Origin of the sequence: Metapseudomonas resinovorans DSM 21078 (assembly GCF_000423545.1) — a bacterium.
Lineage (GTDB): Bacteria > Pseudomonadota > Gammaproteobacteria > Pseudomonadales > Pseudomonadaceae > Metapseudomonas > Metapseudomonas resinovorans.
On sequence record NZ_AUIE01000022.1, the window covers coordinates 14,728 to 34,600 of the forward strand.

At 66.8% G+C, this 19,873-nt stretch carries 19 protein-coding genes; 17 read left to right on the forward strand and 2 right to left on the reverse strand.

What is annotated here, in order from left to right:
* Positions 1-52 precede the first annotated feature (52 nt).
* From G559_RS0115860 to G559_RS0115935, 16 genes are all read left to right on the forward strand, one after another.
* On the forward strand, positions 53-487 hold the full coding sequence (locus G559_RS0115860; protein ID WP_028629177.1) for a 3-isopropylmalate dehydratase: 435 nt from the start codon (positions 53-55) through the stop codon (positions 485-487).
* A 300-nt stretch (positions 488-787) separates the two neighbouring features.
* Positions 788-1,546, forward strand: a complete 759-nt coding sequence (locus G559_RS0115865) for a sulfite exporter TauE/SafE family protein (protein WP_028629178.1) — start codon at positions 788-790, stop codon at positions 1,544-1,546.
* Positions 1,547-1,688: 142 nt separating this feature from the next.
* The gene (locus G559_RS0115870) at positions 1,689-1,931 is read left to right on the forward strand and encodes an exodeoxyribonuclease VII small subunit (RefSeq protein ID WP_028629179.1); all 243 of its coding nucleotides are present in this window, start codon (positions 1,689-1,691) and stop codon (positions 1,929-1,931) included.
* Complete coding sequence (gene ispA, locus G559_RS0115875) at positions 1,928-2,815, forward strand: (2E,6E)-farnesyl diphosphate synthase (protein WP_028629180.1); 888 nt, start codon at positions 1,928-1,930, stop codon at positions 2,813-2,815. The genes G559_RS0115870 and ispA overlap by 4 nt, the downstream gene beginning before the upstream one ends.
* A 113-nt stretch (positions 2,816-2,928) precedes the next feature.
* Positions 2,929-3,864, forward strand: coding sequence for a 4-hydroxyproline epimerase (locus G559_RS0115880; protein WP_028629181.1), 936 nt, complete (start codon positions 2,929-2,931; stop codon positions 3,862-3,864).
* A complete protein-coding gene (locus tag G559_RS0115885; protein WP_028629182.1) occupies positions 3,861-4,979 on the forward strand; it encodes an NAD(P)/FAD-dependent oxidoreductase in 1,119 nt (372 codons plus the stop codon). Before G559_RS0115880 ends, G559_RS0115885 begins: the two co-directional genes overlap by 4 nt.
* Entirely contained in the window at positions 4,976-5,212 is a 237-nt protein-coding gene (locus tag G559_RS0115890; RefSeq protein WP_028629183.1) for a 2Fe-2S iron-sulfur cluster-binding protein, read from the forward strand. The genes G559_RS0115885 and G559_RS0115890 overlap by 4 nt, the downstream gene beginning before the upstream one ends.
* On the forward strand, positions 5,209-6,456 hold the full coding sequence (locus G559_RS0115895) for an NAD(P)/FAD-dependent oxidoreductase (RefSeq protein ID WP_028629184.1): 1,248 nt from the start codon (positions 5,209-5,211) through the stop codon (positions 6,454-6,456). The genes G559_RS0115890 and G559_RS0115895 overlap by 4 nt, the downstream gene beginning before the upstream one ends.
* Positions 6,457-6,549: 93 nt before the next feature.
* Positions 6,550-7,242, forward strand: a complete 693-nt coding sequence (locus G559_RS0115900; RefSeq protein ID WP_394296417.1) for an AraC family transcriptional regulator — start codon at positions 6,550-6,552, stop codon at positions 7,240-7,242.
* Positions 7,243-7,505: 263 nt separating this feature from the next.
* Positions 7,506-8,327 (forward strand): ABC transporter substrate-binding protein, encoded by an 822-nt coding sequence (locus G559_RS0115905; RefSeq protein ID WP_028629186.1) that lies wholly within the window; start codon positions 7,506-7,508, stop codon positions 8,325-8,327.
* A 71-nt stretch (positions 8,328-8,398) separates the two neighbouring features.
* Positions 8,399-9,064: an amino acid ABC transporter permease gene (locus G559_RS0115910; RefSeq protein ID WP_028629187.1), complete on the forward strand. Its 666-nt coding sequence runs from the start codon at positions 8,399-8,401 to the stop codon at positions 9,062-9,064.
* A gap of 10 nt (positions 9,065-9,074) precedes the next feature.
* Positions 9,075-9,725 carry an amino acid ABC transporter permease gene (locus G559_RS0115915; protein ID WP_028629188.1) on the forward strand — a complete coding sequence of 217 codons (651 nt, stop codon included), beginning with the start codon at positions 9,075-9,077 and terminating at the stop codon, positions 9,723-9,725.
* The gene (locus tag G559_RS0115920; protein WP_028629189.1) at positions 9,718-10,440 is read left to right on the forward strand and encodes an amino acid ABC transporter ATP-binding protein; all 723 of its coding nucleotides are present in this window, start codon (positions 9,718-9,720) and stop codon (positions 10,438-10,440) included. Before G559_RS0115915 ends, G559_RS0115920 begins: the two co-directional genes overlap by 8 nt.
* A 1-nt stretch (position 10,441) precedes the next feature.
* On the forward strand, positions 10,442-11,491 hold the full coding sequence (locus G559_RS0115925; RefSeq protein ID WP_028629190.1) for a trans-3-hydroxy-L-proline dehydratase: 1,050 nt from the start codon (positions 10,442-10,444) through the stop codon (positions 11,489-11,491).
* Between the two features lie 115 nt (positions 11,492-11,606).
* The gene (locus G559_RS0115930) at positions 11,607-12,524 is read left to right on the forward strand and encodes a dihydrodipicolinate synthase family protein (RefSeq protein ID WP_028629191.1); all 918 of its coding nucleotides are present in this window, start codon (positions 11,607-11,609) and stop codon (positions 12,522-12,524) included.
* Between the two features lie 126 nt (positions 12,525-12,650).
* Positions 12,651-14,234: an aldehyde dehydrogenase (NADP(+)) gene (locus G559_RS0115935; RefSeq protein ID WP_028629192.1), complete on the forward strand. Its 1,584-nt coding sequence runs from the start codon at positions 12,651-12,653 to the stop codon at positions 14,232-14,234.
* A 145-nt stretch (positions 14,235-14,379) separates the two neighbouring features.
* Here G559_RS0115935 and G559_RS0115940 read toward each other — a convergent pair whose 3' ends face one another.
* A complete protein-coding gene (locus tag G559_RS0115940) occupies positions 14,380-15,390 on the reverse strand; it encodes an Ldh family oxidoreductase (RefSeq protein ID WP_028629193.1) in 1,011 nt (336 codons plus the stop codon).
* 101 nt (positions 15,391-15,491) lie between these two features.
* Entirely contained in the window at positions 15,492-16,391 is a 900-nt protein-coding gene (locus G559_RS29640) for a phosphatase PAP2 family protein (RefSeq protein WP_051246706.1), read from the reverse strand.
* A 196-nt stretch (positions 16,392-16,587) separates the two neighbouring features.
* Here G559_RS29640 and G559_RS0115950 point away from each other — a divergent pair, with 196 nt between their 5' ends.
* Positions 16,588-19,857 carry an acetyl-CoA carboxylase family protein gene (locus G559_RS0115950; RefSeq protein ID WP_028629194.1) on the forward strand — a complete coding sequence of 1,090 codons (3,270 nt, stop codon included), beginning with the start codon at positions 16,588-16,590 and terminating at the stop codon, positions 19,855-19,857.
* Positions 19,858-19,873 lie beyond the last annotated feature (16 nt).

Genomic DNA, 19,873 nt, shown 5'->3' on the forward strand with positions numbered 1-19,873 from the left:
TCCACTAGAGTTCCAGCATTGCCCGATGTTCGCTCCGCCCAAGGAGGGCTCCATGCGTCTGACCTGTGTTGCTGTCTCTCTGCTTCTGCTCGCCGGCTGCTCGTCCTATCGAACCGACCCGACGCAAATCACGCACGTACCCGCCGACCGTCTGCTGGCGTTTCAGGAGCCGGTGGAAGGCGGCGGCCAGATCGTGGTCAACCGCGACATGGGGGGGCTGGGTAGCGGCTGCTACATCGCCGTGCACGTGGACCGTCAGTTGGCGGCACGCATCGGCATCGGGGAGGTTGCGAGCTTCCAGGTGCCGCCGGGAGACCGCATCGTCGGTATCGGCATCGACGAGACGGACGACACCCTCTGCTCCATGGGCCGCCTGCGCCGCGAAAAGGCTGCGCATGTGGAGCCCGGCCAGAGCGAACAATTCCGTATCGTCAGTGATAACCGCGAAGGTTTTGCCCTGTTGGTGGACGATCCGAAGGCACAATGAAAGAGGCCGGAACCAGGTACTGCTGAGCCCGGTTCCGGCCTGACGCTAACGTGTGGTTCTTTGCCTTGTCGCCTTTCGCTGATACTGCCTGGAAAGGCCTGTGGAGTGGGCTTCCCTTCGCTTTACCGCCCCCGCCCCATACGAGTTGATGAAAGCATACTGCTACTGGCGAACGACGCGTTCCCATTCGGGCGGCGATTCGGCTCACTGGTCGGCATGCCATTGGGCTGTCTACCGTTCGCGGGGTCTTTGCGACCGTCCATTCCCGAAGGTAACCTGCGGGCTTTTGCGCGCCCGACCATGAGCCTCCATGACGTTTTCCTGCTGCTGCTCGCCGGCTTCGCCGCCGGGGGCATGAACGCCCTTGCTGGCGGCGGCACCTTCTTCTCCTTCCCCGCCCTGCTAGCCACCGGGCTGCCGCCGGTAACCGCCAACGCCACCAACGCGGTAGCCCTGTGGCCGGCCAGCCTGGCTGCCAGTTGGGCTGCACGCGATCAACTGCGTCCGTTGGGGCGCTACGTGGTCCCGCTGGTGCTGCTGTCCCTGCTGGGAGGCCTGGGCGGCGGTTTGCTGTTACTTGCGGGTGGCGACGAAACCTTTCGCCGCCTGATCCCCTGGCTGCTGCTTGCGGCCACCCTGCTGTTCGCGGCCAGTCCCTGGCTGAGCAAGCTGGTCAATCGCCAACAGCAAGCCGGTGGACTGCCGGCTCATGGACTGGGCAGCAACCTGAGCCATACGCTGGTCGCCATCTACGGCGGTTACTTCGGTGCCGGCATGGGCATCCTGCAACTGGCAGCCCTCTCCATCGAAGGCCATCCCCTGCTGCGGGCCAATGCCCTGAAGAACCTGCTGTCGAGCACCATCTACAGCGTGGCTGTGGTCACCTTCGTCGTAGCCGGCCGGGTGAGCTGGAGTGAACTGGCGGTGCTTCTCGCGGCAGCCAGCTGCGGCGGCTATGCAGGCGGTGCGCTGGCCAGGCGCTTGCCGAGTCGCTGGCTGCGGTGGCTGGTGATCGCGGTGGGGACGGGGATGACGGTCTACTACTTCGTCACGACCTGAGACCGGTAAAGATGGGTTGCCAATTGTTGTAGCGGCCCCGTCTGAAACCTTCCTTACACAGCGACCATCCGCCCCCTTCATTTGCCCACGGGTGGCGGCTCTGCTAGTGTCGCGACCGATTTGACCTCCGCGAGACAGCATCATGGCCCGCAAGAAAGCCTCCCCCGATTTCGAACAGTCCCTCGCCGATCTGCAGTCCCTGGTGGAACGCCTGGAGAGTGGTGAACTGTCGCTGGAGGACTCCCTCAGCGCCTTCGAGCAGGGCATCCGCCTGACCCGTGAGTGCCAGGCCGCGCTGAATCAGGCCGAGCAGAAAGTGCAGATCCTGCTGGAACGCGACGGCCAGCTGGAAGAGGCGCCCTTCGACGCGGACGAGCAGGCATGATTTCCAGCTACCAGGCGCGCTGCCAGCAACGGGTGGATGCGGCCCTCGACGCGTTGTTCATCGCACCGCTCGCGCCGCTTGAACGCCTCTACCAGGCCATGCGCTACAGCGTGGTGAACGGTGGCAAGCGGGTTCGCCCATTGCTGGTCTACGCCGCCTGTGAAGCCTTGGGCGGAGATGTGGCCCGTGCCGATGGCGCCGCCTGCGCCGTGGAGTTGATCCACGCCTATTCGCTGGTCCATGACGACCTGCCGGCCATGGACGATGACGACCTGCGTCGCGGCCAGCCCACCACCCATATCGCCTTCGACGAAGCCAGTGCCATCCTCGCCGGCGACGCCCTGCAGGCGCTGGCCTTCGAGGTGCTGGCCGATGCCCAGCGCAACCCCCACGATGCCGAAACCCGCCTGGCGATGATCGCCAGCCTTGGCCACGCAGCGGGCCCCGCCGGGATGGTCGGCGGCCAGGCCATCGACCTCGGCTCGGTGGGCATCAGGCTCGATCAGACCGCGCTGGAAACCATGCACCGGCACAAGACGGGCGCCCTGATCGAAGCCAGCGTGCGCCTCGGCGCCCTGGCCAGCGGTCGTGCCGACCCGGCCGCCCTGGCCGCACTGCGGATCTACGCCCGCGCCATCGGCCTGGCCTTCCAGGTGCAGGACGATATCCTGGACGTGGAGAGCGATACCGCAACCCTGGGCAAGACCCAGGGCAAGGACCAGGCCCACGACAAACCCACCTACCCCTCCCTGCTCGGCCTGGACGAAGCCAAGGCCTACGCGCTGAAACTGCGCGATCAGGCCCTGCTCGCCATCGCCAACCTCGGGGAATCGGCCGAACCGCTGCGCGCCCTGGCCCGCTATATCGTCGAACGGCGTAGCTGACCGCACCGGGCCTGTGCCGATTTCGTCACGCGCCCGGCAGAAATCCCTCAAGCCGCCAACACACCCGCAGCGCCACCCTTGCCAGGACTATTCCACAGCAGGGGCTGGCGTCCATGAAGAGCATCCGCGTCATCGATTCGCACACCGGCGGCGAACCCACCCGCCTGGTAATCGAGGGTTTCCCGAGCCTTGGCGAGGGCAGCATGGCCGAACGCCGACGCCTCCTCGCCGAGCGTTTCGACGCCTGGCGTGCCGCCGCCGTACTCGAGCCGCGCGGCAGTGACGTGCTGGTGGGCGCCCTGCTCTGCGAGCCGCAAGACCCGCAAGCCTGTGCCGGAGTCATCTTTTTCAACAACACCGGTTACCTCGGCATGTGTGGCCACGGGACCATCGGCCTGATTGCATCGCTGGCCCACCTGGGACGCATCCAGCCCGGCGTTCACCGCATCGAAACACCGGTCGGCACGGTGGAGGCGACGCTTCATGAGGATCGCTCGGTCAGCGTGCGCAACGTGCCGGCCTACCGCTACCGCAAGGACGTTCGCCTGGAGGTGCCGGGCCTCGGCCAGGTCGTCGGTGACATCGCCTGGGGCGGCAACTGGTTCTTCCTGATCGGCGATCACGGCCAGCGGGTAGCCGGCGACAACCTCGACGCCCTCACCGCCTACACCCGCGCGGTGAAGCAGGCCCTGGAGGACCAGGGAGTACGCGGCGAAGACGGTGGCGAAATCGACCATATCGAGCTGTTCGCCGAAGACGCCAATGCCGACAGCCGCAATTTCGTGCTCTGCCCCGGCGCAGCCTACGACCGCTCCCCATGCGGTACCGGCACCAGCGCCAAACTGGCCTGCCTGGCGGCGGACGGCAAGCTGGCCGCCGGCGAAGCCTGGTACCAGGCGAGCGTCATCGGCAGCCAGTTCGAGGGGCGCTTCGAGTGGCTGGAAGGCGGCCGGATCGTGCCGACCATTCGCGGCCGTGCCCATCTGAGCGCGGAAGCCACGCTGCTGCTGGAAGAGGACGATCCCTTCGCCTGGGGCATCCGCCTGTGACAGCGGATGCCATCGTCATAGGCGCCGGCATCATCGGCAGCGCCTGCGCCCATGAGCTGGCCCAACGCGGCCTGGAGGTGCTGGTCCTGGACAGCGGCCAGGGTGGCGCCACCGCTGCCGGCATGGGCCACCTGGTGGCCATGGACGACAGCCCGGCGGAACTGGCGCTGTGCAACTACTCCCTGGGCATCTGGCGGCAGTGGGCGCCTCAGCTCGACGACGCCTGCGCCTACCGCAACTGCGGCACGCTATGGCTGGCCGCCAACGAAGGGGAGATGCACGAAGCGGAACGCAAGGCCGCCACCCTCCACGCGCAGGGCATCGCCTGCGAGTTACTGGGCGCAAGCCGGCTCCAGGCGATAGAGCCGCTGCTGCAGCCAGGCCTCAAGGGTGCCTTGCGCGTCATCGGCGACGGCATTGTCTACGCACCGAACAGCGCCCAGTGGCTGCTCCGCCGGGGTGGCAGCGCCATCACCCGCGAGCGCGCCCGCGTCCGCGCCATCAATGGCACCCGGGTACAACTCGACGACGGTCGCCGCCTGGATGCCGGTGCGGTGATTCTGGCCAACGGCATCCAGGCGCCCGCGCTGTGCCCGGGCCTGCCAATAGAGCCAAAGAAGGGCCACCTGCTGATAACCGACCGCTACCCCGGCCAGATCCATCACCAACTGGTGGAGCTGGGATACGCCAGCAGCGCCCATGCCAGCAGCGGGACCTCAGTGGCCTTCAATGCGCAGCCGCGGCCGACCGGCCAGATTCTGCTGGGCTCGTCGCGCCAGTTCGACACGCTCGACCCACGAATCGAAGGCCCGGTCCTGGGCCGCATGCTGGCCCGAGCGCGGACGTACTTGCCCGGGTTGGGCGATCTCAACGCCATTCGCTGCTGGACCGGCTTTCGCGCCGCCACCCCGGATGGCCTTCCGATTATCGGCCAGCACCCCGACCAGCCTGGCCTCTGGCTCGCCGTCGGGCATGAAGGGCTGGGCGTCACCACCGCGCCAGGTACGGCACGGCTCCTGGCGGCCAAGCTGTTCGGGGAAAGCCTGCCGATTTCCGGCGCTGCCTACAGTCCAGGGCGCTTTTCCAGCGCCCACGCAACAGGAGCAGAAGGATGATCGAACTCAGCCTGGATGGCCGCGCCCTGATCGTGGCGGCGGGCACCACCGTGGCTGCCGCGCTCGCCCGATGCGGCGATGGCTGTAGCCGCACCTCGGTCAACGGCATGCGTCGCGCGCCCTTTTGCGGCATGGGCATCTGCCAGGAATGCCGGGTGACCATCGACGGCCGGCGCCGCCTGGCCTGCCAGACCCTGTGCCAGCCGGGCATGCAGGTGGAGACACAAGCATGAAGGTCGACCTGCTGATCATCGGCGCCGGCCCTGCCGGCATGGCCGCAGCCCTGGCAGCCGCCCCCAGTGGCGCGCGCATCGCGATCATCGATGACAACCCTGCCCCCGGCGGCCAGATATGGCGGGACGGACCCCAGGCGCATCTGCCCGAGAAGGCCCGCCGACTGCGCGAGGTACTGACGGAAGGACACGACATCCAGGTGTTCAGCGGCACCCGTGTGGTTGCCACGGCCGGCGCCGGGCGACTGTTGCTGGAAGATGCCGAGCGCGGATGGACGCTGGCCTACGACACACTCATTCTCTGCACCGGTGCTCGCGAACAGTTGCTGCCGTTTCCGGGCTGGACCCTCCCCGGCGTCACCGGTGCCGGTGGCCTGCAAGCGCTGATCAAGGGCGGCCTGCCGGTAGCGGGAGAGCGCATCGTCATTGCCGGCAGCGGGCCGCTGCTGCTGGCCAGTGCGGCGACCGCCCGTCGCGCGGGCGCCACGGTGCTACGCATAGCCGAGCAGGCATCACTGGCAGCCATGGCAGGGTTCTCCGCCCGACTGCTGCGCTGGCCGGGCAAGGTCATGCAAGCGGTCGGCCTGCTGGACGCGGGCTATCGGACGTCCAGCCATGTGCTCGCCGCCCTGGGGCGCGACCGCCTCGAGGCGGTGCGGCTGCAACAGGGCGAGAAGGTGGTGGAAGTCCCTTGCGATCGCCTCGCCTGCGGTTTCGGCCTGATCCCCAATACCCAACTTGGCGAGCTGCTCGGCTGCCGCCTGGAGCAACAGGCCATCGCCGTGGACGAGTGGCAGGCGTGCAGTCTGGAGCACCATTTCGCCGCCGGCGAATGCACCGGTTTCGGTGGCAGCGAACTGGCCCTGGTCGAAGGGGCCATCGCCGGTCACGCCGCCGTCGGCAGGCAAGACCTGGCCCGCGCACTCTGGCCCAGGCGGCGCCATTGGCAAGGCTTTGCCGACGCGCTGGCGCACAGCTTCACGCTCGCCCCGGCGCTCAAGACGCTGGCGCAGCCGGATACCCTGGTCTGCCGCTGCGAAGACGTGCCCTTCGCCGAACTGGCCAACTGCCGCGACTGGACCGACGCCAAGCTGCACAGCCGCTGCGGCATGGGTGCCTGCCAGGGCCGTGTGTGTGGCGCTGCCGGCCAGTTCCTGTTCGGCTGGACGCCACCCGCTCCGCGTCCGCCATTGACGCCAGCGCGAATCGAAACACTGGCCTGCCTGGAACATGAAGATGCCTGACCTTGTAGGATGGCGACATCGACGGAGGCACATCGCGTCATGAAGCTCGAACACCTTCCCACTGCCCGCAACCTACCCACGCTGCTCGACTGCATGGAGCAGATCGCCCCGCTGCTGGATGCCATGCCCGATGTGGTGTTCTTCATCAAGGACCCGCAGGCGCGCTATGTACTGGTCAACCAGACCCTGGCCCGACGCTGCGGCCTCAAGAGCAAGGAAGCCCTGCTCGGGCGCACGGCCGAAGATGTGTTTCCAACCCGCTTCGGGCCGCATTACACCGAACAGGACCGCCGCGTCCTGGAGCAGGGCGAGCCGCTCAGCGACCAGTTGGAACTGCACCTCTATCCCGGCCGGCAACCCGGCTGGTGCCTGACCCACAAGCTGGCCCTGCGCGACGCGCAACAACAGGTGATCGGCATGGCGGGTATTTCCTACGACCTGCAAGCCCCGCAATCCAGCCACCCCGCCTATCAGCGGCTGGCGGCGGTGGACGCTCACATTCGTGAGCATTACGCCGCCCCCCTCAGCCTGGAGCAGTTGACCGTCATTGCGGGGCTCTCGGTCGCCCAGCTCGAACGCCTGTGCAAGCGTATCTTCCAGCTCACCCCGCGCCAGATGATCCACAAAGCGCGCCTCAGCGCCGCCACCCAACTGCTCGCCAGCGACCTGCCCATCACTGAGATTGCCCTCAGCTGCGGTTACACCGACCACAGCGCTTTCAGCCGCCAGTTCAGGGCCCTCACCGGCCTGTCTCCCAGCCAGTACCGCGACACCTGCCGCGACTGATTCGCCCCCCCCTAGGTTCCTCTCGCCACCGGCATGGCCGCCCAGCGCGCCGTGCCGGTTCGTGCTCGTCCGCGAAAACCTCCGTTGTGCTGATTTCGTCATCGCCCCAACGGAAAACCATCAAGCGGCAAACGGCCTTCAAAGGCGACGCTTGAGCTGTCGAATCGACTTCAGGAGTCCAGCCGCAAAACGCCGTACCGGGAGAAAGCGACACCCTTTCCAACCACCCGTAGCACTTACATCCATGACTTTCGAGGCCCACGATGAAGAATAAAAAAGCCCTTGTCCTGACACTCAGCGCTGCACTTGGCTCGACCCTGGCGCTCAGTGCCCAGGCCGACAAACTCGACGACATCATCGAATCCGGAAAGCTGCGCTGTGCGGTCACGCTCGACTTTCCACCCATGGGTTTCCGCGACCAGAACAACGCCCCGGCAGGCTTCGACGTCGACTATTGCAGGGACCTCGCGAAAACCCTGGGCGTGGAAGCCGAAGTGGTCGAAACCCCCTTCCCCGACCGCATTCCCGCGCTGGTTTCCGGCCGCGCCGACGTCATCGTCGCCTCGACCTCCGACACCCTGGAACGGGCCAAGACCGTCGGCCTGACCATTCCCTACTTCGCCTTCCAGATGGTGGTGCTGACCCGTGAAAACGCCAGCATCAAGGGCTACGACGACCTCAAAGGACGCTCCGTTGGCGGGCCTGCAGGCACCTATGAAGCCATCGCCCTGGAGAAAGACGTCAAGCAGTGGGGTGACGCCAAGGGCGCCTTCCATGCCTACCAGTCCCTCGCCGACGCCGTGCTCGCCCTGAGCCAGGGCCAGATCGACGCCACCACCGTGACCTCCACCGTCGCCTCCTCGCTGATCAAGTCCGGCAAGTACCAGGGCCTGACCATCGCCGGCACCGCACCGTACGACATCGACTACGTCTCCCTGGGCGCCAAGCGCAGCGAGTACGGCCTGCTCAACTACCTCAACTTGTTCGTCAACCACCAGGTGCGGTCCGGCCGCTACCAGGAACTCTTCACCCAATGGGTCGGCGGCGATGCTCCGGTGCTGACCGCCAGCGGCGTTTACCGCTGACAGGTACCTGAAAAGCGCTAGGAACCGCCCGGGGGCCAAGCCTCCGGCGCGGTTCCAGAGAGGAGTTTCGGATGTTCGACTACACCTTCCACTGGCGATCCGCCTTCCTCGCCCTACCGGAAATGCTCGGTGGTGCGCTGGTCACCCTGGAGATCGCCGTCGTGTCGATGCTGCTCGGTACGGCGATCGCCATCGGCCTTGCCCTTGGCCAGCAGTCCGGCAACCGCACGGTCAAGGCGGTCGCCATGGCCTGGGTCTCCATTGCGCGCAACACCCCGGCGCTGTTCCAGGTTTACATGCTGTATTTCGGGCTGGGCGCCTTCGGCCTGCACATGGGGTCCTGGACGGCGTTGCTGGCGGGCATCACCTTCAACAACGCCGGCTACCTGGCCGAGACCTTCCGTGGCGGGCTCAACGCCGTGCCCCAGACGCAAATGCGTGCGGCCCGATCGCTGGGCATGGGCGCTTTCCAGGCCTATCGCCTGGTGGTGATTCCGCAGCTCTTGCGCGTGGTGTTCTACCCGCTGACCAACCAGATGGTCTGGGCGCTGCTGATGACCTCGCTGGGCGTGGTGGTGGGCATGACCAGCGACCTCACCGGAGTGACCCAGGCGCTGAACGTGAAGACCTTCCGCACCTTCGAGTACTTCGCCCTGGCGGCCGTCCTCTACTTCGTCCTCGCCAAGCTGATCGTCCTCGGGGCGCGGCTGATGGCCTGGCGCCTGTTCCGCTACTGAGGAGCCCGGCATGTATACCTCGAGCTTTACCTGGAACGACATGCAGTTCCTTCTCCAGGGTGCCTGGACGACCCTGACGCTGACCGCCTGGGCCATGCTCATCGGCACGCTGCTGGGCATCCTCTGTGGCCTGGTCCGTGCCCTGCTGCCGCGCGCCAGCCTGCCACTGGCCTGGGTGCTGGATGTGTTCCGCAGCGTGCCGCTGCTGATCCAGTTCGTCCTGTTCAATGCCTTCAAGACCATCATCGGGCTGGACTGGTCCGCCTTCACCGTGGCCTGCGTGGTGCTTGGCACTTACGCCACCGCCTACTGCGCGGAGATCGTCCGGGGCGGCGTCCTGGCGGTGCCGCAGTCCACCCGTCGCGCGGCCCGCTCACTGGGCATGAGCCATACCCAGGACCTGCTGCACATCGTTCTGCCCATGGCCACGCGCGTCGCCTTCCCCGGCTGGATCAACCTGACACTGGCAGTCATGAAGGACACCTCGCTGGTGCTCTGGATCGGCATCGTCGAGTTGCTGCGCGCCTCGCAGACCATCGTCACCCGGCTGCAGGAGCCGCTGTTCGTGCTCGGCATCGCCGGCCTCATCTACTTCGTCATGAGCCTGGTAATCGCCCGACTGGGCGCCCAGATGGAAAAAAGGTGGCAGGAAAATGATTGAGATCGACAACGTGCACAAATCCTTCGGCGCGCTCGATGTGGTCAAGGGTGTCAGCCTGACCGTGAACAAGGGCGAGGTGGTTTCGATCATCGGCGGCTCCGGTTCCGGCAAGTCGACCCTGCTGATGTGCATCAACGGCCTGGAGCCGATCCAGGGTGGGCAGATCCGTGTCGACGGCACGGAGGTCCACGCACCGGGCACCGACCTGAACAAGCTGCGGCAGAAGATCGGCATCGTTTTCCAGCAGTGGAACGCCTTCCCTCACCTGACCGTCCTGGAGAACGTGATGCTGGCCCCGCGCAAGGTGCTCGGGAAAAGCCGCGAGGAGGCCGAGGAAGTCGCCGTGCGCCAGCTCACCCACGTGGGCCTCGGCGACAAGCTCAAGGTCTTCCCCAACAAGCTCTCCGGCGGCCAGCAGCAGCGGATGGCGATTGCCCGCGCGTTGGCCATGTCGCCGGACTACATGCTGTTCGACGAGGCCACCTCGGCGCTGGACCCGCAACTGGTCGGCGAAGTGCTGGACACCATGCGCATGCTCGCCGCCGAAGGCATGACCATGGTGCTGGTGACCCACGAAATCCGTTTCGCCCGCGATGTATCGGACCGCGTGGCGTTCTTCCGCAACGGACGCATCCATGAGATCGGTCCACCGGAACAGGTGATCGGCGCACCGCAGCTTCCCGAAACCGCAGACTTCCTGAAATCGGTGAACTGATATGCGTACCTCGAAGCTCATTCATGTAGTCAGCTGCCACGCCGAAGGCGAAGTGGGCGACGTGATCGTTGGCGGTGTCGCGCCGCCACCGGGCGCAACCCTGTGGGAGCAGTCACGCTGGATCGCCAGCGATGGAACCCTGCGCAACTTCGTCCTCAACGAACCACGCGGCGGCGTGTTCCGCCACGTCAACCTGCTGGTGCCGGCCAAGGACCCACGGGCGCAGATGGCCTGGATCATCATGGAACCGGCGGACACTCCGCCCATGTCCGGCTCCAACTCGCTGTGCGTCTCCACCGTGTTGCTGGACAGCGGCATCCTGCCGATGACGGAACCGCAGACCCGATTGGTGCTGGAGGCCCCGGGCGGGCTGATCGAAGTCACCGCCGACTGCCGCGATGGCAAGGCCGAGCGGGTGACGGTACGCAACGTGCCCGCCTTCGCCGACAGGCTGGATGCCTGGATCGAAGTGGACGGCATCGGCTCGCTGCAGGTGGATACCGCCTATGGCGGCGACAGTTTCGTCATCGCCGATGCGAGGCGACTGGGCTTTTCCCTGACGGCCGACGAGGCCGCCGACCTGGCGGCCACCGGCTTGAAAATCACTCGCGCGGCGAATGAGCAGTTGGGCTTTGTCCACCCGCTCAACCCGGACTGGGACCACATCTCCTTCTGCCAGATCGCCGCGCCTGTCGATCGCCAGCAGGGCGTTGTGGGCGCAGCCAACGCCGTGGTGATCCGCCCGGGCAAGATCGACCGCTCGCCCTGTGGCACCGGTTGCTCGGCACGCATGGCGGTGCTCCACGCCAAGGGCCAGCTGGAACTGGGCGAAGCCTTCATCGGCCGCTCCATCATCGGCTCGCAATTCCATTGCCGGATCGAAGCGCTGACCGATGTCGCCGGCCGCGTGGCGATCATTCCCAGCATCAGCGGCCGCGCCTGGATCACTGGTACTCACCAACACATGCTCGACCCCGACGATCCCTGGCCAGGCGGCTATCGGCTGTCCGATACCTGGCCCACGGAGCCGGAGGGTAGTGCCATGAGCTGATAGCGCACCCGCCCCGACAACCCGAGCGAACCCGGTACGCCCACACAACCAGTCTCCTAGAGCGGGACTGCCGGGCAGGTTTCGCCCACTCATAGCCCCAAGATGGAGTTACCCCATGAGCAAGAGCGTCAACTGGAGCGGTGTTTTCCCCGCCGTCACCACCCAATTCAACAGCGATTTCTCGGTGAACCTGGAGGAAACCCACAAGGTCATTTCCAACCTGGTGCGCGACGGCGTATCCGGGCTGGTGGTGTGCGGCAGCGTCGGCGAAAACACCTCGCTGACCATCGAGGAGAAGATGGCCGTCACCGAGGTCGCCAAGGATGCCTCCGGCGGCCGCGTGCCGGTGATCTGCGGGATTGCCGAATTCACCAGCGCCGGGGCCTGCAAGGTCGCCCAAGCGGTGGAGCGGGTCGGCGTCGACGGCATCATGGTGATGCCGGCGCTGGTCTACTCCTCCAAGCCCCATGAAACCGCCGAGCACTTCCGTACCGTGGCCAAGAGCACCGACCTGCCGGTGATGGTCTACAACAACCCACCCATCTACAAGAACGACGTCACCCCGGACATCCTCATCTCCCTGGCCGACTGCGAGAACGTCGTCTGCTTCAAGGACAGCTCCGGCGACACCCGCCGCTTCATCGACGTACGCAATGAAGTGGGCGACCGCTTCATCCTCTTCGCCGGCCTGGATGACGTGGTGCTGGAAAGCATCGCGGTCGGGGCCCAGGGCTGGATCTCCGGCATGTCCAACGTGTTCCCCCAGGAAGGCGAAACCATCTTCCGCCTGGCCAAGGCCGGCCGCTTCGCCGAAGCCATGCCCATCTACGAATGGCTGATGCCGATCCTCCACCTCGACGCCCGCCCGGACCTGGTTCAGTGCATCAAGCTCTGCGAAGAGATCGCCGGCCGCGGCAGCGCGCTGACCCGACCGCCGCGCCTGGCCCTGCAGGGTGAGGACCGCCGCCACGTCGAGGCGATCATGGCCAAGGCGATGGCCAATCGGCCGCACCTGCCGGACGTCGGCCTCTAAGCCACCCGCTGGCGGCCCCTGCCAGGGCCGTCAGCCTGGTAGCCCGGATGCCATCCGGGAAAGCGATCCACAGGTAGAACCCGGATTTCATCCGGGCTACGGACCACCTCCGGGATACGAATGACCATGACATCGCAATCCGGCTTCAACTACATCGGCGGCACCCGCAGCGGCGCGGGCGAGGTGCTGTTGCACAGTGTCGACGCGACGACGGGCGAGGCGCTGCCCGGCGCCTTTCGCCAGGCCACCGCTGCCGAGGTGGACACCGCCGCACGCGCCGCTGAGTCGGCCTATCCGATTTACCGGCAGCTCTCGGCCCTGCGCCGCGCCGAGTTTCTCGACGCCATCGCCGCTGAGCTGGACGCGCTGGGCGAGGACTTCATTGCCACCGTCTGCCGTGAAACCGCGCTGCCGGCCGCTCGCATCCAGGGCGAGCGCGGCCGCACCAGTGGCCAGCTACGACTATTCGCCCAGGTACTGCTCCGGGGCGATTTCCACGGGGCACGCATCGATCGCGCGCAACCCCAGCGCCAGCCGCTGCCGCGTCCGGACCTGCGCCAGTGCCAGCTGGGTATCGGCCCTGTGGCGGTATTCGGCGCCAGCAACTTCCCATTGGCCTTCTCCACCGCCGGCGGCGATACCGCTGCGGCCCTCGCCGCCGGCTGCCCGGTGGTGTTCAAGGCTCATAGCGGCCACATGGCCACCTCCGAATGGGTGGCCGACGCCATCCTCCGCGCGGCAGCGAAGTCCGGCATGCCGGCCGGGGTATTCAACCTGATCTTCGGCGGCGGTGTGGGCGAGTGGCTGGTCAAGCATCCGGCAATCCAGGCGGTGGGCTTCACCGGCTCGCTGAAAGGCGGTCGTGCCCTCTGCGACCTGGCTGCCGCACGGCCGCAGCCGATTCCGGTGTTCGCCGAGATGAGCAGCATCAATCCGGTGATCCTGCTGCCCGAGGCGCTGAAGTGCCGGGGCGCGCAAGTGGCCGACGAGCTGGCAGCCTCGGTAGTGCTCGGCTGCGGGCAGTTCTGCACCAACCCCGGCTTGGTCATCGGGCTCCGCTCGCCGCAATTCAGCGCTTTCGTCGAAAGGCTCGCCGAGCGCATGGCCGACCTGGCACCGCAAACCATGCTCAACACCGGCACCCTGAAAAGCTATACGCAGGGCCTGGCTCGACTACACGCCCACTCCGGCATCCGCCACCTGGCGGGGCAGCCGCAGCAGGGTAATCAGGCCTGGCCGCAGCTGTTCCAGGCCGATGTCAGCCGGCTACTGGACGGCGACGAACTGCTGCAGGAAGAGATCTTCGGCCCGACTACCGTACTGGTGGAGGTGGCCGACTTGGCGCAACTGGAGCAGGCCCTCGCCGCACTGCAGGGCCAACTCACCGCCACCCTGATCGCCGAGCCGAGCGACCAGGAGACAGCCGCACGGCTGGTGCCGCTGCTGGAACGCAAGGCCGGGCGTCTGCTGCTCAACGGTTACCCAACCGGGGTGGAGGTCTGTGACGCCATGGTCCACGGCGGCCCCTACCCAGCCACTTCGGACGCCCGTGGAACCTCCGTCGGCAGCCTGGCGATCACCCGCTTCCTGCGCCCGGTGTGCTACCAGAACTATCCCGATGCGCTGTTGCCGGATGTACTCAAGAACGCCAACCCGCTGGGCATCGCCCGCCTGGTGGACGGCATGACCACGCGGGAGGCCCTGGGCTAAGGGTGTCGGCAAGCCCCAGGGAGTCCCGATTCGCCCCGGCTTCGGCCGGGGCTTTTTTTGCAGCATCGGGAAGGGGGAGACGCGACCGGGATACCGAGAGCAGCGCGTACCCCGGAGGTGATACCCGCCTCCGGGAACAGCGAAATCAGGCTAAGCCTCCAAGCGCCTGGATCTCCTCGTACAACGGCCGAGGGATGCTGACGCCTTCCACCGCGCTGCGCGCCCGTGCCTCGTAGCGGCGCTGCGACGGCAGGCGCGCGCCCTGCGCCAGGATGCCGTCGAATATCGCCTCGGCCCGCTGCAGGTGCAGCTCGGCTTCAGCGCCGAGCAAGCGCTGCGGATCGATGGCGATGATCAGTTCACCGCCATAGGGCGACGACCGGGTGCCCTCATCGAAGGCCAGGGATTCGGCGCTGGTGAGGTCGCCGATCATGGGGCCGGCGATCAGCTCGACCATGGCCGCCAGGGCCGATCCCTTGTGACCGCCAAAGGTCAGCATGGCGCCGTTCAGTGCGGTCAGCGGGTCGGTGGTGGGCTGGCCATCCTGATCGATGCCCCAGCCTGGCGGGATCGGCTTGCCGGCGCGGCGGTGCAGGTCGATCTCGCCACGGGCGGCGGCGCTGGTGGCGAAGTCGAAGATGAAAGGCGGCTTGCCCGGACGCGGCCAGCCGAAGGCGATGGGGTTGGTGCCGAACAGCGGACGGGTGCCGCCGGCCGGCGCAACCCAGGCATGGCTGGGCGTAAAGGCCAACGCAACCAGGCCCGCTTCGGTAAGGGGCTCGACTTCTGGCCAGAGGGCGGAAAAGTGAACGCAACGGTTGATAGCCAGAAGGGCAATGCCCTGGCTGCGAGCCTTCTCCACCAGCAATGGCATTCCCGCATGGAAGGCACACTGGGCGAAGGCGCCGTGGGCATCGACCCGCACTAAGGCCGGCGCGCTGTCGAAGACCTCGGGTTCGGCATCGGGGGAGACCTTGCCCGCGCGCAGTGTGCTGATGCAACCCGGCAGACGGTACACCCCGTGGGAGGTGCAGCCGTCCCGCTCGCCGGCAACGATGGTGGCTGACACCGCCTGCACATGGGCTTCGCTGAAGCCGTGCCGGCGCAGTACCGTATCCACCAGTTGGCGGACTTCTTCCAGGGTCATTCGGATCATGGGGACATCTCCTCTATAGCGAATCGCTACAGTGGCCTGTATGCCCCACGCCCGCTTGGCGCTATTCCCCCGTTCCGATGCTTAATTCAGCACAGCGCACCTCAAGCGGCGTTACCGGCCAATGACTCGGGGACCGGCTCACGCTGAACGGCCAGGAGGCCGAGACGTATGAGCAGCCACGGCATCGCCGCCGCCACGAACAGGCCCATGACCAGCCCGCGCAGCCCTTGCCAGAGTTGCGGGTCCAGCGGCCACGCTGCGCCTGCCAGCTTCAGCACCTTCTGCAACAGGATGAACATCCCCGCACCAATGACGGCGGCCAGCAGGCGGCGCCAGGTCGCGACCTCGGCGGAAAACACCAGTTGGCGATAGCCGAACAGCACGCCGAGCATCAGCCCCGCCAGCAGGGGTACGTAGCTCGGTGCCACGCCCGGCCAGGTCAGCCAGGCTGCCAGGAACGCCAACAGGATCAACCCCAGATGCCAGAGTCCGTGGGCCTCGCGCCACCAGCTCCAGTGCCGCACCTGGGCGAATAGCAGCAGCGTGGCGATGCCCAGCAGCGAGCCGCCCACCACGTCTTCCACATCGTGGGCGCCGAGGTAGAGACGGCTGAAGATGATCCCCGTGACCACTACGCCGCTGACTACCCAGGCCCAGGCGCGGCGCAGCTCGAAGGCCAGCCAGAACCAGATGACCACGGCTATCTGCGCATGCCCGCTGGGCAGGCCGAAGGTGTCGCCGACCTCGTGGTCCATGCGCAGGGCGATGTCCGGGCGCGGGTCCTGCCAGTAGTCCTTGAGCCAGGCATTGAGCAGCGCCGTAACGGCCACCAGCACCAGCAGGCGCAGGAATACGCCACGGTTCCAGGCCCAGTACCCCAGCGGCAGGAAGAAGAGGATGAACTTCTCGTAGCCCAACAGGGTGAAGAAGCGCATCACCGGCGTTACTAGATCGCTGCGCAGGGGCAGCACCCAGTCCAGGCTGTGCAGCAGCTCGTTCATGGACGGTCCTTGTGGAAGAGATGAGGGCGCCACAGATACTGCAGCGTGCGGGGCGGCGACAAGGGCCGATTCGGACAATCCATGTCACCGGATCATCAACGGCCCTGAGTGGCGGGTATTCGTCACGACACAGTTGGCTGTGGCGAACGACCCACGCTGCCTAATATCTCTGGATCCCACGCCCAGGACCCTCGCCGTGAACACTGCCATCCAGTCCCTGCTGATCGCCAACCGTGGCGAGATTGCCATCCGCATCGCCCGCGCCGCCGCCGAACTGGGGATTCGCAGCGTCGCGGTGTACGCCGAGGACGACGACCTGTCCCTGCACCGGCGCAAGGCCGACCTCGCGGTCCCCCTGAAGGGCCGAGGTGCCGCGGCCTATCTGGACGCTGCGCAACTGGTCGAGATCGCTCGCCAGCACGGCTGCGACGCGGTGCATCCCGGTTACGGATTTCTCAGCGAGAACGCCGACTTCGCGCGGCGGTGCGAGGCGGCTGGCGTTCGCTTCGTCGGCCCTTCAGCCGAGGCCTTGGCGCTGTTCGGTGACAAGGCCCGCGCCCGTGAACTGGCGGCCCGCTGCGGCCTGCCGCTGGCAGCGGGCAGCAACCAGGCCACCACCCTCGAGGAAGCCCGAGCCCTGCTGGAAAGTGGCCCCATCATGCTCAAGGCACTGGCCGGTGGGGGCGGGCGCGGCATGCGTGCGGTACGCGACGTGGTCGAACTGGAGCAGGCCTTCGAGCGCTGCCAGTCCGAGGCCCGCACAGCATTCGGCAACGGCGAGCTGTACGTCGAGCGGTTGATCGAGAACGCCCGCCACATCGAGGTCCAGGTACTGGGCGACGGCGAGCGGGTGAGCCACCTCTGGGAACGCGATTGCAGCCTGCAGCGGCGCCACCAAAAAGTGATCGAGATCGCCCCGGCACCCGACCTGAACGCAAACCTGCGCCAGCGCATCCTGGACGCTGCGCTGACCCTGGCAGCCGCCGTTGCCTATCGCGGCATCGGCACCTTCGAGTTTCTGGTGGACGGCGAACGCGGCGACTTCGTGTTCATGGAAGCCAACCCGCGCGTGCAAGTGGAGCATTGCATCACCGAAGCGGTCACCGGCATCGATCTCGTCCAGACGCAACTGCGCCTCGCCGCCGGCGCCCGCCTGGCCGACCTGGGCCTGGCGGAGCCCGTGCCTGCGCGCGGATTCGCCGTGCAGTTGCGGATCAACCTGGAAAGCATGCAGAGCGACGGCAGCGCCCGCCCCGCCGGCGGCCTGATCAGCGCCTACGAACCGCCCAGTGGTCCGGGTATTCGCGTCGACGGCTACGGCTATGCCGGCTACCCCACCAGTCCGAGCTACGACTCGCTGCTGGCCAAGCTGATCGTCCAGGGTGATGACCTTCCCATGGCCCTGCGCCGCGCCTATCGCGCGCTCTGCGAGTTCCGCCTGGAAGGCGTGGCGAGCAACATCCACTTCCTGCAGAACCTGCTGCGCCGCCCGGAACTGGCAGGTGGCGTGGACACCCGCTTCATCGAGCGAGAGATTGGCCAACTCCTGACGCCGCAGCAGGAAGCCCACCCTCACCTGTTCATCAGCGCTGCGAGTAACGCAGGCGGCAACCCTGGCGACCAGATCGAGGCACCGGCCGGGTGCGTGCCGCTGAATGCCCCCAGCCAGGGCGTGCTGGTCAGCCTGGACGTGCAGGTCGGCGATGCTGTCGCCGCCGGCCAGCCGGTGGCCGTGCTGGAAGCGATGAAAATGGAGTTCGTGGTCAAGGCGACCCAAGGCGGTATCGTCCGCGCGTTGGCTGTGACGCCCGGTGGCAGCCTGTTCGAAGGCGCGCCGCTGCTATTCCTGGAACCGGCCGAGGTGAACGGCGACACCGCACAATCGGAAGAAAGCCATGACCTCGAGCATATCCGCGCCGACCTCGCCGAGGTGCTCGAACGCCACGCCATCACCCGCGATGAGCGCCGCCCGCAGGCAGTGGCCAAGCGCCGCAAGACCGGCCAGCGCACCACCCGCGAGAACCTCGATGCGCTGCTGGATGACGGCAGCTTCATCGAATACGGCGCCTTGGCCCTGGCCGCCCAGCGCCGGCGTCGTTCGCTGGAAGAGCTGATCGAGCAGAGCCCGGCCGATGGACTGGTGGCCGGCATCGGCACCGTAAATGCCGGGCAGTTCGGCAGCGACGCAGCACGCTGCATGACCATCGCCTACGACTACACCGTGTTCGCCGGCACCCAGGGGGTGATGAACCACAAGAAGACCGACCGCATGCTGGGGCTCGCAGAGCAGTGGCGACTGCCGCTGGTGCTCTTTGCCGAGGGGGGCGGTGGGCGACCGGGCGACTCGGATTTCGTCGGCGTGGCCGGGCTGGACTGTCACACCTTTGTCGGCATGGCGAGGCTGTCCGGGCTGGTGCCGCTGGTGGGGGTGGTTTCCGGTCGTTGCTTCGCCGGCAACGCCGCGCTGCTCGGCTGCTGCGACGTGATCATCGCGACGAAGAACGCCAGTATCGGCATGGCCGGTCCGGCGATGATCGAAGGCGGCGGCCTGGGCAGTTTCGCCCCGGAGGAGGTCGGCCCCACTAGCGTCCAGGGCCCCAACGGCGTGATCGACGTGCTGGTGGACGATGAAACCGAGGCGGTGCGGGTGGCGCAGAAATACCTGTCCTACTTCCAGGGCGGCCTCGCCGATTGGCAGTGCGCCGACCAGCGCCTGCTGCGTCACGCCATCCCGGAGAACCGCCTGCGGGTTTACGACATCCGCGCGCTGATCGAAACCATTGCCGACCAGGACTCGGTGCTGGAGCTGCGCCGTCAGTTCGCACCGGGGCTGATCACCGCTTTCATTCGCATCGAAGGCAAGGCCTTCGGCCTGCTGGCCAACAACCCCATGCACCTGGGCGGCGCCATCGACGCCCAGGCCGGCGACAAGGCTGCGCGTTTCATGCAGCTCTGCGATGCCTTCGACATCCCCATGCTCTCGCTCTGCGATACCCCCGGTTTCATGGTGGGGCCGGAGTCGGAAAAGCAGGCCACGGTGCGCCATGTCTCGCGGATGTTCGTCGCCGCAGCCAGCCTCGCGGTTCCCTTCTTCACCGTGGTGCTGCGCAAGGGCTACGGCCTGGGCGCCCAGGCCATGGCGGCGGGCAGCTTCCATTCGCCGCTGTTCACCATCGCCTGGCCCAGCGGCGAATTCGGCGCCATGGGCCTGGAGGGCGCGGTGCGCCTGGGCTATGCCAAGGAGCTGGCTGCCGTGGACGACCCAGCCGAGCGACAGAAGCTATTCGACAAAATGGTGGCCAAGGCCTACCAGAACGGTAAGGCGATCAACATGGCGAGCTTCCTCGAGATCGACGCCGTGATCGATCCAGAAGAAACCCGCGCCTGGTTGCTACGAGGCCTGACCGCTGCGGGTCGACCGGCCAGGCGCGACGGCAAGAAACGTCCCTTCGTCGATACCTGGTAAGCCACCGGAGCCTGTC

Excerpts from the sequence above, each read along its gene's own strand:
- ispA (WP_028629180.1), top strand. The coding sequence starts at position 1,928 with ATGATTTCCAGCTACCAGGCGCGCTGCCAGCAACGGGTGGATGCGGCC.
- G559_RS0115940 (WP_028629193.1), bottom strand. The coding sequence starts at position 15,390 with ATGATCCGAATGACCCTGGAAGAAGTCCGCCAACTGGTGGATACGGTA.
- G559_RS0115880 (WP_028629181.1), top strand. The coding sequence starts at position 2,929 with ATGAAGAGCATCCGCGTCATCGATTCGCACACCGGCGGCGAACCCACC.
- G559_RS0115905 (WP_028629186.1), top strand. The coding sequence starts at position 7,506 with ATGAAGAATAAAAAAGCCCTTGTCCTGACACTCAGCGCTGCACTTGGC.
- G559_RS0115895 (WP_028629184.1), top strand. The coding sequence starts at position 5,209 with ATGAAGGTCGACCTGCTGATCATCGGCGCCGGCCCTGCCGGCATGGCC.
- G559_RS0115925 (WP_028629190.1), top strand. The coding sequence starts at position 10,442 with ATGCGTACCTCGAAGCTCATTCATGTAGTCAGCTGCCACGCCGAAGGC.
- G559_RS29640 (WP_051246706.1), bottom strand. The coding sequence starts at position 16,391 with ATGAACGAGCTGCTGCACAGCCTGGACTGGGTGCTGCCCCTGCGCAGC.
- G559_RS0115890 (WP_028629183.1), top strand. The coding sequence starts at position 4,976 with ATGATCGAACTCAGCCTGGATGGCCGCGCCCTGATCGTGGCGGCGGGC.
- G559_RS0115870 (WP_028629179.1), top strand. The coding sequence starts at position 1,689 with ATGGCCCGCAAGAAAGCCTCCCCCGATTTCGAACAGTCCCTCGCCGAT.
- G559_RS0115900 (WP_394296417.1), top strand. The coding sequence starts at position 6,550 with ATGGAGCAGATCGCCCCGCTGCTGGATGCCATGCCCGATGTGGTGTTC.
- G559_RS0115860 (WP_028629177.1), top strand. The coding sequence starts at position 53 with ATGCGTCTGACCTGTGTTGCTGTCTCTCTGCTTCTGCTCGCCGGCTGC.
- G559_RS0115915 (WP_028629188.1), top strand. The coding sequence starts at position 9,075 with ATGTATACCTCGAGCTTTACCTGGAACGACATGCAGTTCCTTCTCCAG.
- G559_RS0115920 (WP_028629189.1), top strand. The coding sequence starts at position 9,718 with ATGATTGAGATCGACAACGTGCACAAATCCTTCGGCGCGCTCGATGTG.
- G559_RS0115935 (WP_028629192.1), top strand. The coding sequence starts at position 12,651 with ATGACATCGCAATCCGGCTTCAACTACATCGGCGGCACCCGCAGCGGC.
- G559_RS0115910 (WP_028629187.1), top strand. The coding sequence starts at position 8,399 with ATGTTCGACTACACCTTCCACTGGCGATCCGCCTTCCTCGCCCTACCG.
- G559_RS0115930 (WP_028629191.1), top strand. The coding sequence starts at position 11,607 with ATGAGCAAGAGCGTCAACTGGAGCGGTGTTTTCCCCGCCGTCACCACC.
- G559_RS0115865 (WP_028629178.1), top strand. The coding sequence starts at position 788 with ATGAGCCTCCATGACGTTTTCCTGCTGCTGCTCGCCGGCTTCGCCGCC.